Source organism: Chryseobacterium sp. CP-77 (assembly GCF_036362765.1).
GTDB classification, from domain to species: domain Bacteria; phylum Bacteroidota; class Bacteroidia; order Flavobacteriales; family Weeksellaceae; genus Chryseobacterium; species Chryseobacterium cupriresistens.
Genome location: NZ_CP143637.1, coordinates 2,038,420 through 2,052,375, shown reverse-complemented (window position 1 = coordinate 2,052,375; position 13,956 = coordinate 2,038,420). Strand labels below are relative to the sequence as shown.

The 13,956-nt window shown below is 37.6% G+C and carries 12 protein-coding genes; 3 read left to right on the top strand and 9 right to left on the bottom strand.

Annotated features, from left to right (window positions below; translation table 11 throughout):
• Window positions 1-87 precede the first annotated feature (87 nt).
• Window positions 88-639, top strand: coding sequence for a DUF1543 domain-containing protein (locus tag V0410_RS09115; RefSeq protein WP_330747226.1), 552 nt, complete (start codon window positions 88-90; stop codon window positions 637-639).
• Between the two features lie 24 nt (window positions 640-663).
• Window positions 664-1,776: a 5-(carboxyamino)imidazole ribonucleotide synthase gene (locus V0410_RS09110; protein WP_137905721.1), complete on the top strand. Its 1,113-nt coding sequence runs from the start codon at window positions 664-666 to the stop codon at window positions 1,774-1,776.
• 287 nt (window positions 1,777-2,063) lie between these two features.
• On the opposite strand, the gene V0410_RS09105 is transcribed toward V0410_RS09110, so the two are convergent.
• The 3 genes from V0410_RS09105 to V0410_RS09095 form a co-directional block, all read right to left on the bottom strand.
• Window positions 2,064-4,187, bottom strand: a complete 2,124-nt coding sequence (locus tag V0410_RS09105) for a cation:proton antiporter (protein ID WP_227942038.1) — start codon at window positions 4,185-4,187, stop codon at window positions 2,064-2,066.
• A 6-nt stretch (window positions 4,188-4,193) separates the two neighbouring features.
• A complete protein-coding gene (locus tag V0410_RS09100) occupies window positions 4,194-4,760 on the bottom strand; it encodes a hypothetical protein (RefSeq protein WP_330747224.1) in 567 nt (188 codons plus the stop codon).
• A gap of 142 nt (window positions 4,761-4,902) precedes the next feature.
• Window positions 4,903-5,811, bottom strand: a complete 909-nt coding sequence (locus tag V0410_RS09095; RefSeq protein ID WP_277695299.1) for a DMT family transporter — start codon at window positions 5,809-5,811, stop codon at window positions 4,903-4,905.
• A 255-nt stretch (window positions 5,812-6,066) separates the two neighbouring features.
• Here V0410_RS09095 and purE point away from each other — a divergent pair, with 255 nt between their 5' ends.
• The gene (gene purE / locus V0410_RS09090; RefSeq protein ID WP_330747223.1) at window positions 6,067-6,570 is read left to right on the top strand and encodes a 5-(carboxyamino)imidazole ribonucleotide mutase; all 504 of its coding nucleotides are present in this window, start codon (window positions 6,067-6,069) and stop codon (window positions 6,568-6,570) included.
• A 50-nt stretch (window positions 6,571-6,620) separates the two neighbouring features.
• Here the strand turns inward: purE and V0410_RS09085 are convergent, their stop codons facing one another.
• The 6 genes from V0410_RS09085 to ahcY form a co-directional block, all read right to left on the bottom strand.
• Window positions 6,621-8,180 carry a BspA family leucine-rich repeat surface protein gene (locus V0410_RS09085; protein ID WP_330747222.1) on the bottom strand — a complete coding sequence of 520 codons (1,560 nt, stop codon included), beginning with the start codon at window positions 8,178-8,180 and terminating at the stop codon, window positions 6,621-6,623.
• Window positions 8,181-8,196: 16 nt separating this feature from the next.
• Complete coding sequence (locus V0410_RS09080) at window positions 8,197-9,756, bottom strand: BspA family leucine-rich repeat surface protein (protein WP_330747221.1); 1,560 nt, start codon at window positions 9,754-9,756, stop codon at window positions 8,197-8,199.
• A gap of 332 nt (window positions 9,757-10,088) precedes the next feature.
• Window positions 10,089-10,481, bottom strand: a complete 393-nt coding sequence (gene yiaA / locus V0410_RS09075; RefSeq protein WP_089790546.1) for an inner membrane protein YiaA — start codon at window positions 10,479-10,481, stop codon at window positions 10,089-10,091.
• Window positions 10,482-10,811: 330 nt separating this feature from the next.
• A complete protein-coding gene (locus V0410_RS09070) occupies window positions 10,812-11,609 on the bottom strand; it encodes a hypothetical protein (RefSeq protein WP_330747219.1) in 798 nt (265 codons plus the stop codon).
• Between the two features lie 121 nt (window positions 11,610-11,730).
• The gene (locus V0410_RS09065; protein WP_330747217.1) at window positions 11,731-12,528 is read right to left on the bottom strand and encodes a hypothetical protein; all 798 of its coding nucleotides are present in this window, start codon (window positions 12,526-12,528) and stop codon (window positions 11,731-11,733) included.
• A gap of 102 nt (window positions 12,529-12,630) precedes the next feature.
• On the bottom strand, window positions 12,631-13,944 hold the full coding sequence (ahcY, locus tag V0410_RS09060; RefSeq protein WP_330747216.1) for an adenosylhomocysteinase: 1,314 nt from the start codon (window positions 13,942-13,944) through the stop codon (window positions 12,631-12,633).
• Window positions 13,945-13,956: the final 12 nt, after the last annotated feature.

Below are 13,956 nucleotides of genomic sequence, written 5' to 3'. Positions count from 1 at the left end.
ATACTACAAATATAAAATTATTGTGATAGTCTGCCAAACATTTGAAAAAGATAAATTTAACGTATTTTTGTATGCATGAAAAATGTAATGAAATTATTTTATGTCATCCTCGGGGCAACACCCAAAGGAAGAAATATTGAACAGCACGATGTTTTCTTCGGAATCGCGGAAAGTCTTAAGGATCTGGTTCCCGATATGAAAGACTTCTGGAAGGAAGCAGAAGGAAAAATTCACCTGGACTGTTATCAGGAAGTGAGATTTGCGGACGGGTACAAGGTGGAGATTGTAGAAAAGGGAGAGAAATCTTCAGAAGATCAATTATTTTTTCTGAATTTAGGCGGCTACAAACCTGGTTTCTTTGAAGAATTTCATGAGCAGCATTTAATGGTAGGGCAGTCTATGGGTGAAATTGTGAAAAGAGCAAAAGCTACCGAATTCTATCAGACAATGGGGTTTGAAGGTGCTGTAAGCCATATTGATGATAAGCATGGAGTGGATATTGATGATATTTTCAATGTAAGTGATATCCTTCCTGCCTCCATGAAAGAAAAATATTCTATCGTTCTTCATAAGTCTGATGAAGAAAATCAGGAGAACCCAATGGGACTTGGCTATTTAAAAATCGATAAAATTCAATAAGAGTAAATCTAATAAAAATAAAAAATGAAAATAGGAATTCTGGGAGGCGGACAGCTGGGAAGAATGTTAATACAAAGTGCATTGAAGTATGATGATGAGTTTTATACTCTGGATCCGGCTTCTGATGCGCCATGTCATAATATCTCGTATTTTACACAGGGAAATTTCAATGATTATGATACGGTTTTAAACTTCGGAAAAGATAAAGATGTTGTAACCATTGAAATAGAACACGTAAATGCTGATGCACTGGCAGAACTAGAAAAGCAGGGAATAAAAGTGGTTCCTAATGCCAATATTATCAAAACAATTCAGCAAAAAATCCTTCAGAAAGAATTTTATAAAGCTCATGATATTCCAAGTCCGGAATTTCAGGTGGTATGGAACAGTGATGAGAAGATCATTATGCCATTGCCATTTGTTCAGAAGATGAATACAGGAGGATATGACGGAAAAGGAGTACAGGTGATTAAAACAGAAGAAGATTATCAGCATCTGTGGACCGAAGCTTCTGTCATTGAAAGCCTAGTAGATATTGAAAAAGAACTTTCTGTCATTGTCGCAAGAAATGAAAAAGGAGAAACCAATATTTTTCCGGTAACGGAAATGGTAGCTGATCCAAAACTGAATCTTCTGGACTTCAATGTATGTCCGGTTCTTCTGACGGAAGATGTTCAGAACCAGATTGATTCCATTACAGAAAAATTTCTGGCTGCAGTGAACTCTCCGGGATTATTTGCCATCGAATTATTCCTTGATAAAGAAGGAAAAGTATGGGTAAATGAAACTGCTCCAAGGCTGCACAATTCAGGACACCAGAGTCAGGAAGGAAATACCAATTCCCAATTTGAGCAAATGTACCGCGTGGTGAAAAACTTACCTTTAGCGGATACTGATGCTATCACTTACAGCGGAATGCTGAACCTGGTTGGAGCGGAAGGATATGCCGGAAAAGTAGTCTATGAAGGAATGGAAGATGTTCTTAAACTTCCTGAAACGTACATCCACTTATACGGAAAAACAGAAACCAAACCGGGAAGAAAAATGGGACATATCAACGTTCTTGCAGATTCCAGAGAAGAGCTTATGGAAAAGCTTGTACAGGTAAAAGGAATGGTGAGAGTAATTGCGGAGTAATATCAGTGTAAGATAAATAAAAGGGAGCTGTTTTTAAAGTTAAAACAGCTCCCTTTTATTTTTGAACTCATTCAATAGGAACGGGCTTTAGCCCGTTTACAAATAATCACAGATTCAATTGGCTTTAGCCGAAACTTAATTTTAGGTTTCGGCTAAAGCCAATTTTATTTCGATTGTTCACATCGGGCTAAAGCCCGATGCTATTGATTATTGAATTGTTTATTGATGAAAAAAACGATATTCACACATCGATAACCTCCATCATCCCTCTTCCAGCGTCCAATCTCTTATTTAAAAATCTTCTGAATCACATTTCCAATCTCCACAAAATCCCCGTGATTTCCTACAGAACGTATTTCCGGGCTGTTTTTGTCATACTCCGAGAAAGGGAAGATCAAAAGGTAATTATTGTCTTTCAGATTCCTGTTCAACAGCTCAGGGATCAGTCTCATTCTTGGAATATATGACTTCATACCGCGTTTGGCCATCAGAATAATCAAGGCTTCATCATCTTTCAGCTGTGCTGCGGTTCTTTCTCCGTCCTGCCATGTGCTCATAATAATGAATTCAGCTTCTATATTGGCTTTCTTTATGATTTTTTGAAGAATATCAATAATGTTTTCAGGAGCATAAAAAACAACTGTAGCACCGGAATTTCTGGCAATATTCCATACCCTCAGCAATGCATGGAAGAATCCTGCTTCCTGATGAGCATTCTCGGGAATCATCACTGCATATTTCTTAATGGTGGAAAGCGGTTGTGCAGCATGGTAAACCAGTACATTCACATCATCATTCTGAAGATAACCGTTATAAAGATTATATACAAAAGAAGGGGAGAATCCTTTTTCGTCTTCCAATCCAATGATAAGATCCGTTATTTTCTGTTCTTTAATCACATTATTGACCCCGTTGATGACATCATTGTCATATCTTTTTAAAGCCTGTAATTTTACATCTGCTGCCGCGGCTGCATCTGCTGCCTGGTGTAGAAGTTTCTCCGCATTCTTTACCGAAGATTCATTTTTGTCTTCGTTGATGACATTCAAAGCAAAAAGATCTTCTGTATTAGAATGTGCTTTGATCAGAATTCCCAGATTCACCATTCTCTCAACAGTGGCTTCATGGTTGATGGCTAAGAGAATATTTTCTTCTTCATGGGTATTTCCGGAAACAGTATCTTCGTTATCACTCTCAGCAATTTTCTGAGCGCTCGCCATGGAAATAAATGAAGAGATGGTACATGAAATCAGGATAAGGAGAATACTTCCGTTCAGTACGTGTTCGTTTAATAATCTTACAGGTTCTCCGGTTTCAGTTTCGGAGAGGATGATGTTATATCCAACCATTACGGAAGCCAGTGTTGCTGCTGCGGAAGCAGAGCTTAATCCGAAGATCAGTTTTCCTTCCTCTTTGGTCAGCCTGAATGTTTTCTGAGTGGCAACCGCAGAAAGGTATTTTCCTCCGATAGAGGCAACCAGCATAATTCCGGCAACTTCAAGTGTTTCCCAGCTTTTAAAGAAAACTTTAAAATCAATCAGCATTCCTACACTGATCAAAAAGAACGGGATAAATATGGCATTTCCTACAAACTCAACCCTGTTCATCAAAGAAGAAGTGTGAGGGATAAGTCTGTTTAACGCCAGTCCGGCAAAGAATGCTCCGATGATAGCTTCTACACCAGCCAGTTCAGCTAGCATAGCAGCCAGATAAATCATAACCAGTACAAAGATATACTGCGAAATTTTATCATCCACTCTTTTGAAAAACCATCGTCCTATAATAGGGAATACAATAAGTACAATAAGGGCAAAAACGACAAAAGAGACCGATAATTTAACCCAGAATTCTGTTCCCACATCACCTTGAGACATTCCCACAATCACAGCAAGTACCAATAGGGCAAGAATATCTGTGATCATCGTACCGCCAACGGTGATGTTAACTGCTTTATTTTTCGCGATTCCCAACTTACTCACCAATGGATAAGCGATAAGCGTGTGAGACGAAAAAAGACTGGCAAACAGAATGGAAGTCAGCATAGAGAAGTGTAAAATATAATATCCTCCCAGATATCCCAGTACAAAAGGAACTGTAAAGGTATAGATACCAAAGGTGAGACTTTTCCATTTATTCTTTTTAAAATCCCCCATGTCGATCTCAAGACCTGCCAGAAACATAATGTAAAGAAGTCCGGTGGTTCCGGTTACTACAATACTGCTGTCTCTGGATAAAACATTGAATCCGTTCGGACCAATAATCGCTCCGGCAATGATCAGTCCCAGGAGATGAGGAACTTTAATTTTATTAAGCAGCAATGGAGCTGCGAGGATGATGACCAGTACCAACAGGAACTTCAGTACCGGATCTTCTATAGGAAGGCTCAGGTTGTGTATACTCAGTAAAATCATAAGTGTTTATTTTGTGGAACGTACTAACTCAACAGAGAACTTGGCGGTACAGCCATCTGATGTGATGGTTCTTGTTCCTTTGATCTTGTTGTCCGAAATATCATTAAGAAGAACGCTCATTTCTACATTCTTTTTGGCTGTAGAATCTGTTTTGAAAGACAGTCTGATCTCATTGTTTTCAAACTTGCCGGTGTAAAGCCTTACCAGATTATTGTTGTTGATGATTTTGGTAATAGGCTGGGTAGAATCATTATCAAATTCCCAGATATCGGTACGCTGGTCACCTACTGCATACTCGCTGCAGTTGGATTCTGTACAGATTACTTTACCGTTCCAGGGTCCGGAAATTTCTGCAGGCCATGCAGCGGTGATCACTACAGAATCTTTTTTCGCAAAAATACTGTCTCTCATTTTCAGCAGAGACTGATATTCGGATTCTTTTTTTGCGAATATTTTTTCTTTCTCTAATAATTGTTTTTCCCTGTCTGTCAGGTTCTTTTCCTTCTCTTTGTAATCACAGCTTACCAATAGAAAAGAGGCAGCCAGCAATAAAAAAAATGTGTTTTTCAGCATATTGTATCAGTTGGAGTATACAATATAAGAAAAAATGAAGGAAATAGAAAATCCCTATATAACGGATGTGCTTTTAATTCTATTTAATAAATTAAAAAGCAGCGGGATAGACGGGTTGAAATAATGAATAATATTTTCTGATTTACGACTCGATTCTTTGTTTTTTAAACATGGCCGGATTGTAATTGATCACAAAAACCCCAACAATAATAAGTATGGCAGCAATGATGAATTTGGCAGAAATTTTTTCATCAAGAATCAGCCAGCTTAAAAAAATGGAGATTACCGTATTGATGTAAGCCAATATGGATACCTGAACAGGTGAAACTTTGGTCAATGCATAATGGAAAGCAAAAAATGCTGCTACAGAGCCAAAACAGGATAAATAAAGCATCGCAGAAATACTTTTCAGACTCCAGTTTCCGAAATTATAGTTTTCTGAAAAAAGAAAGGCAAAAATAATCTGGATAATTCCCGCAAAGGCAAACTGGTAAAAGAGGTTCAGTGAGATATTCCCGCTTTGAATGTTCAGTTTTTTGGTGAAAATAGTTCCTGAAGCCCAACCTGCAATGGCAATGAATAAAAATAATATTCCCAGTGCATAATCCGGGTTTTTCAGATCATTAATGCCATCCCAGAAAATAAAAAGAATGCCGCTGAAACACAGAACAACTCCGGTAAAAGCCCGCCAGCTGAATTTCTGCAGGCCTAAAGCCATACTTCCGAAAAATACCAGGATAGGAGAGCAGGCACTTATCAGTGAAGTAAGGCTGCTGGTAACTTCCTCTTCCGCTACTGTAGTCATTCCGTTTGCAATCACAAGCATTAATAAAGAGAAGATAAACTGGTATTTCAGGCTTGTCCAGCCTATCCATTTGAATTCTTTTCTATAGGTAAGAATAAGGAACATGATAATCGCTGCAAGGAATTGACGTATTCCTGCTACAAACCAGGCGGGTATTGTTTCTACCGCAACCCTTATTGATAAAAACGTAGTACCCCAGACAATAGCAACGGTACATACAGCCAGTGTAAGTTTATAATCTTTCAATTTAATGTGGTGTAACAACAAATATATCTATTTTCCCAGGAATTGTTATGGATACAGATGTTGTAATTTATAGGAGTACAGATGAAAAATCTGAGCCAAAAAGATCTTTATTTATTCTTTACATTTTAAAAGGCAGATCTATTGAAAAATTAAATTATTTTTGGGATTATAAGCATAAACCGTTTCCCGGATTTTTTGTAGTTTTTCCTCTTTACATTTTTATTTTTTATCTTTGAACATCTAATAAAATTGAAGATGGTAGGAATTATTATGGGCAGTCAGAGTGATCTGCCGATTATGGAACAGGCTGCAAATTTTCTTAAAAGCCTCGATATCCCTTATGAATTAACAGTAGTTTCAGCGCACAGAACACCGGAAAGAATGTTCGATTATGCAAAAACTGCTCAGGAAAGAGGTCTGAAGGTAATTGTAGCAGGAGCAGGAGGAGCAGCACACCTTCCGGGAATGGTGGCAAGCTGTACTACACTTCCGGTAATCGGGGTTCCTATTTTGTCCAGTAATTCCATAGACGGATGGGATTCTGTTTTATCTATCCTTCAGATGCCCGGTGGAATTCCGGTGGCTACTGTGGCTTTGAACGGCGCTTTGAATGCAGGGATTTTAGCTGCAAAAATTTTAGGAAGCGGTAATGAAGAAATCGCTGCAAAACTTCAGAAATACCAGGATTCCTTAAAAGATAAAGTTCTGGGAACTGTGGATGATATTAAAGCACAGCACCCAAATCATTTTGACCAATAAATTATTTCAACTCAAAATAAAAGCCTCACTTTTCAGCGAGGCTTTTTATTTTATTTTTTAATGAATTTTGAAGAGATGGTCTGATCTTTCAAAATGAGCTGCAAAATATAATTTCCTTTCGGTAACGATCCTACATTGATCATTTCTTTATTAGGATTTCCTTCCAGTACAAGTCTTCCACTTGCATCAAAAATTCTGTACTTTTTAATGTCACTTAGTCCTTCAATATGAATATCATCCACAGCGGGATTAGGATATAGTGAAAGTTTTTTATTCAGCCTGACTTCTGATGAGGACAATAAACAGTTTCCTACCGTATCACCAGACATCGTCCATCCTTTATTAATAAGAAGATCCCTTTTATCTGTTGCATTGGAAGCATAAGTCAAAGGGGCTACAATGTCTAAATCAACATTATTGGCAGTATTAGGATTGTCTGCCCATCCTGCCAGTGTTTTACTGAAATTTTCACAATCCATTCCTGTCTGCATCAAAGCCTGGGCTCCGTTATTAACGCTGGCAAGATTCCAGCTTGCAAGGGAATGATTAAAGTTGGGTGTTTCCTTAAGAATCTGGTCTATTCTGGTAACCTTGGTCATATCCCAGTTTTCAAGGGAATGACTATAGGCCGTGCAGCCATGAATAGCATGGGCCATATTGGTAATTTTAGAAGTGTTCCAATGGTTTAAAGATTGATTGAAAGCAGAGTCAAAATGGAACATAAAACGAATGTCTTCAAGGCTTGAAGTATCCCAGTTATCCATAGGTTGATTATAGTTTGGGCAAAGAGCAAACATCCATTTCATATCAGTTACGCCCGAAACGTTCCAGTTGTTTAAGGTCTGGTTAAAATGTGCTCTTCCTGCAAACATAAAACTGAGATCAGTTGCAGAGGACATGTCCCAAGTATTAAAATATGGAGGATTGAACTGATCAGAAACTGAGCTGATAACGGTGTCAAAGATCAGGGCAAACATGAATCTGAAATGCTTAACTTTAGAAGTATCCCAGTTTTGCATGGAGCTTGTGCCTGTAAAGCTTTTTGTACCATAAAACATATAAGAAGCATCTTCAACATTACTTAGATCGGGAATATCTGTAGCAGTGATCTGAACAAGTTTACATTGGCTGAAGGCATTGTTCATCGATGTCCACACAATGTTTCCCCATTGTTCTATTTCCAGTATCTTATCAGCGCTTCCGTTGACCTGCCAGATCGGGAAAATCTGATCCGGAAGCTGAGTTTCCTGTACATCTCCGAATTTTATTTGTTGAAAAACGCCATTTCCGTTACTTACTTTTACTCTGTACTTGGCATCATTTTTTTCTGCGATCGACATACCAAAGTCAATAAGAACCTGTTTTGTGGAGGTTACGTCGAGGAGGGAACCGTTGTGTTGGGGATATCCTACTTCTTCCCAATAGATATCGTAGTTTTCACCAATTCCGGGAAACCATATTTGTTGGGAACTTGCCTGATAGGGAGCACTTACAGTGATTGGCTGTGTTATTATAGAGGCGGGTTTCCAGATCGTGATAAATTCATTCTGGGCTTTCGCCATGAATACCAGTGTAATACAAAAGCTTACCAAAAAATTTCTGAGTAGCATAGGGAAAAATTTATGGTTATTTTTTAATGAATTTTGAAGAAACCGTTTTTTCTTTCATGACAAGTTGTATCATATAATTTCCTTTTGGCAGAGTACTTACATTGATAATATCATTATTAGGATTTCCTTCTTTTACAAGTCTTCCGCTGGCATCATAAATTTTATATGCCTTAATATCAGCTATTCCATCAATGTGAATATCATCTACAGCAGGATTAGGGTAAAGCAGAGTTTTTTTATTCAGCTTTATATCCGATGAAGATAATAAGCAGCTTCCTGGAGTATCACCTACAAATGACCACCCTTTGTTGATCAGAATATCTCTTTTGTCTGATACATTGGGGGCATATTTTAGTACTGTTAAGGAACCTAATGAGATATTGTTCGCTGTATTGGGATTGTCTGCCCATCCTATGAGTGTTTTGCTGTAATTTTCACAATTAAGTCCTGACAGTGTTAAGGAGCCTGCACCATTAATAAGTGAAACCAAGTTCCAGTTTCCTAATGGCTGATTGTAATTCGTTGCACCATTCAGTATATCATCGATTCTCTTTACTTTAGTCATGTCCCAATTTTCTAAAGACTGATTAAAGGATGTACAGCCATGAAATATATGCGCCATATTGGTCACTTTGGAAGTATTCCAGTTTAATGGCTGATTGAAAACAGGAATCATGTGAAGCATAAAGTGCATATCTTCAAGATTTGAGGTATCCCAGTTATCCAGACGTTGATTAAAACTTAAACACTGTCCGAACATCCAGCTCATATCGGTCACCTTGGAAACATCCCAGCTATTAAGAGACTGGTTGAAGACAGTTCTGTTTCCAAACATATAGCTGAGGTTGGTGGCTGAAGACATATTCCAGCTGTCAAGATAAGGCGGGTTGAATTGCTCTATCAGCCCTGCTGATGGGGGAGTATCAAATAAAAGTGAAAACATAAAACTGAAATTCTTAATTTTTGATGTATCCCAGTTTTGCATAGAACTGGCACCCTTAAAGCTGGTTGTGCCATAAAACATGAAAGAAGCATCTTCCACATTATTAAGATTGGGGGCATCGGTTGCTGTAAGCTCCATAAGCCTGCACAGACTGAAGGCTCCGTTCATAGTAGTCCATGAAATATTACCCCATTGTTCTATTTCCAGTATTTTATCTGAACTTCCGTTGATCTGCCAGATAGGAATGATTTGCTCAGGACCAGGAAACAATTGAGCAGTTCCGAATTTTATCTGCCTGAACATTCCGTTACCATTCGTAACTTTTACCCTGTATTTGGCATCATTTTTTTCTGCGATCGACGTACCGAAGTCGATAAGAACCTGTTTTGTGGATGTTACGTCGATGAGTGAGCCGTTGTGTTGCGGGTAACCTACTTCTTCCCAGTATATATCATAATTATCACCAATTCCGGGAAACCATATCTGCTGTGTGGTTGCCTGATAGGGAGCATCTACATTTACCGCCGGTAATACAGTAGAGGCCGGCTTCCAGATAGTAATAAATTCATCCTGAGCCTTCACCAAGAAGACCAGCATAAAAAAAAATAATGTTGGAATTTTTTTTAAAGTCATGTTTATCATTTTATGGGTATTAGTTGTTTTTGGTTATTGTTTAATAATGGAGAGGAGAGATCCTCTTATCCGTCATAACTTGTTGCTGAATGGATATGGAATTATGATCATGTCCCTATATGACTTTACCGGATGTGTTTTTTGTGAAATGAAATGATAATATATGGGAAAAAAGTGAAAGTTTTTGTGCATGTCATTAGTTTGTGAAATAAGCAGTGCTAAAATAATAAAAACTTAATATATTTTCAACTTAAATGTGAAATTTATAGTATTTTATAAATTTTGATGAATTTATGTAAATAAAAAAAACTCTCCGTTTTGGAGAGTTTGCTTTATTCCTGAATCATATTATCACGGGTGTTTTTCTGCACTGCGATGGCTCCGAAGAGAGCCAGTAAAAAGGCAAAGGCATAAAAACCTTTTTCACTTGGAAGGATGGTGGCATTCCAAAGTCCGATGGCCAGTAGTACAATCGATGATAATGTTGCAAACCAGCAGATTCCATAATAAATATCGGTTACCTGAATGTTTTCTAGTCTGTCTCGTACTGCTTTCTGTAACGAAACCACAGCAAATAAGCCATAAAGAAGGATGGTAAAATAATATCCTTTCTCATTCAGCAGCATTTCTGCTCTTGCAAGACCGACAATAAAGCCAATCATTCCCGCTCCCAATGCTACCCACGAAGCAGCCACAAATGCATTCGATACTCTTTGTTTTTTCATAGTTTAATGTTTTGTTTAAGAGGGCTAAGATATTCATTTTTTACAAATAGAGCTCTGATAAAGGGAAAATATGGGAAAAATTCTGAATAGAATGATAAAGTGGTTTTATGTTTCGGCTAAAGCTGCTCCAATTGAATAGTATAAATCTATCTATGATTTATCACTCATCATTCATCATTTATATTTTCCTAGCCCCGATAGCAGCGGTTACCCCGGAACTTGCGCTGAGGCCCTTCGGCTTCGCTTAGGTTGAAGGTGCTGGCGTGAGGAGTATGAGCGGATAGCGGGAATCAGCTCATCAAAAAACTCTCCAAAATGGAGAGCTTTGTTTTACTGAGTGATATATTCGTAAGTATATTTTGCATAATCATTATTATCCAGTTTTACCATGACCTGAGTTGGCAATTGATTACTATTATATTCTATCTGATAGGTGAAATTCATAATTTGGCTCCAGTTTCCAGTGCCATCTTTGCCACTTATTTTTACTGTGGTATAATTATTTTGACTTAAAAACTCTGCTCCTCCCATAATCATTCTAAAATATTTGCCCACCAAAGAATAGGGATTTATCTTATTATCATATGAAAATTCTTTTTTATTAGTATGTGGACCGCCAATACCATCACTAACCGAAATTTCTTCCGAAACATTATCACCACTATAAGTATATGACATGGTAGACGGGATGGGACAACTGGAAGCCTCACAAGTAGAAGTAGCAGTAACTTTACCATTAGTATAAGTCATTGTTGTATTATAGTGAGTATCTGGATCTATTTTCTTGATCATCGTAAGCTGATCACCATTATAAGTAAAGGTTTTATAATAAGCTACGGTACCATCTGCTTTCTGGTAAGTGATTTTTGAAGGTTTTCCGGCACCATCATATTCCAGAACGGAGGTTGTGGTTTCTGATGTAATTTTATGTAACTGTTTCTGACTGTTATAATCTAATTTTGTAATGCTGGTTTGTGGCCCGGAGGGACTTGTATAATAAACTGTAGTGACTTTACTTAATAATATTTGAGAATCAGAAGGATTGGGTTCATTATTTTCGTCATTATTGCTACTGCAGTTGAGGAATAAAAATGAGCTCATCAACCCGATAAATAATTGTTTTTTCATGTATTTAAAAGTTTTATTAAATAAGGATTAAATATATTCATTATTTATAAAAACAGGTCTAGAGGATGGCGAAAATATCAGGTAAAAAAAACTCTCCAAATTTTGGAGAGTTAAAGTCTTATTATTGAGTGATATATTCGTAAGTATACTGAACCGAAAGATTTCCGTCACTTCCTATTCCGGTAGCCTGAACAGGCAGTCCTGAACTATTATACTGTAGGGTATATGTAGTAGTTTCACTTGGATACCAATTTCCATCATTACCTTTATAGCTGTCTTTGTTTACGGTATAATTGTTTGCACTTAAGGTATTTGCTCCTCCCATCATGATTCTCAAGTATTTATTTGTATTGGTATGTGGGTTTAATTTACTGTCATAAGTAAATTCGCTTTTGGAAGTAAAGCTAAATGATCCCGGGGTTGTTGACGTTTCCACTGAAACATTACTCCCATTATAAGTAAATGTTGATATTCCTGGATTTGAGCAATTTTCAGATTGGCAGAGAGTGGAAGAGGCAAGCTGGCCATTCGTATTATATGTATATTGATAAGATCTATTATACCCGGAATTGGTGTAAACAGCTTTGTTACTAAGAAGTTGATCACCTTTATAATAGAAATTTAAATAATATTCTAAAATATTTTTATCATTATAGTAATTTATTTTGGTCGGTTTTCCATCAATGTATTCAAAAGTGCTGATTCTTCCTTTAGAATTCATTTTTACCAGTTGTCCCTGTTTGTCATATTCTAAGATTTCTACAACAGTTTCTGGTTTAGACGGATTATCATAATAAGTAGTGGTAACCTTACTCAATAATAATTTTGGCGTAGCTGTATTATCACTATCATCATTACTGCTGCAGCTGTTCAAGAAGATTACGGAGCCCGCGAGCCCCAGAAATAAGAATTTTTTCATGTTATTTTTTTAGGCGACAAAAATAAGAAATGCTTTATATGCTGCATAAAAAAATCCCACTATCTTACCAATAGTGGGATCATATCATGTTTTGTTAAGATCTTAGTATCTGTAGTACTCAGGCTTGAATGGCCCTTTTACGTCTACACCGATATACTCAGCCTGCTCAGGAGAAAGAGTTTCAAGCTCCACGCTTAATTTCTTAAGGTGTAAAGCAGCAACTTTTTCATCAAGGTGCTTAGGAAGCATGTATACTTCGTTTTTGTAAGCTGCAGCGTTATTCCATAGTTCGATCTGAGCTAACGTCTGGTTAGAGAAAGAGTTAGACATAACGAAGCTTGGGTGGCCTGTAGCACATCCTAAGTTAACCAATCTACCTTCTGCAAGGATGATTACTTCTTTTCCTTCGATTGTATAGATATCCACCTGAGGCTTCACTTCAGATTTAGTATGACCATAGTTTTTGTTCAACCATGCCATATCGATTTCATTATCGAAGTGACCGATATTACAAACGATCGCTTTATCTTTCATTTTAAGGAAGTGCTCTCCTCTTACGATATTGAAGTTACCTGTTGTAGTGATGATGATATCAGCATTGTCTACCACAGTATCTAATCTTTTTACTTCATAACCGTCCATAGCAGCCTGAAGTGCACAGATTGGGTCGATTTCCGTAACAGTAACGATAGAACCAGCACCTCTGAATGAAGCAGCAGTACCTTTACCTACGTCTCCGTATCCGCAAACTACCACTCTTTTTCCAGCAAGCATTACATCTGTAGCTCTTCTTACTGCATCTACAGCAGATTCTTTACATCCGTATTTGTTGTCGAATTTAGATTTAGTAACTGAATCATTTACGTTGATGGCAGGCATTACTAAAGTTCCGTTCTTCATTCTTTCGTAAAGTCTGTGAACACCTGTAGTGGTTTCTTCAGAAAGACCTTTGATATCCTTTGTGAACTCAGGGTATTTATCAAAAACCATGTTTGTTAAATCTCCACCATCATCCAGAATCATGTTTAATGGTTTTCTGTCTTCACCAAAGAATAAAGTCTGCTCAATACACCAGTCAAATTCTTCTTCATTTAATCCTTTCCATGCATACACCGGAATTCCAGCAGCAGCAATAGCAGCAGCAGCGTGATCCTGTGTAGAGAAAATATTACAAGATGACCATGTAACTTCAGCTCCTAAAGCTACAAGAGTCTCGATAAGCACAGCCGTTTGGATGGTCATGTGAAGACATCCTGCGATTCTTGCTCCTTTCAGCGGCTGAGATGGTCCGTATTCTTCACGGATAGCCATCAGACCTGGCATTTCTGCTTCTGCAAGGGTAATTTCTTTTCTACCCCATTCTGCAAGGGAGATATCCTTAACTTTATAAGGAACGTATTGTGTTGTAGTACTCATATGTAATGAATA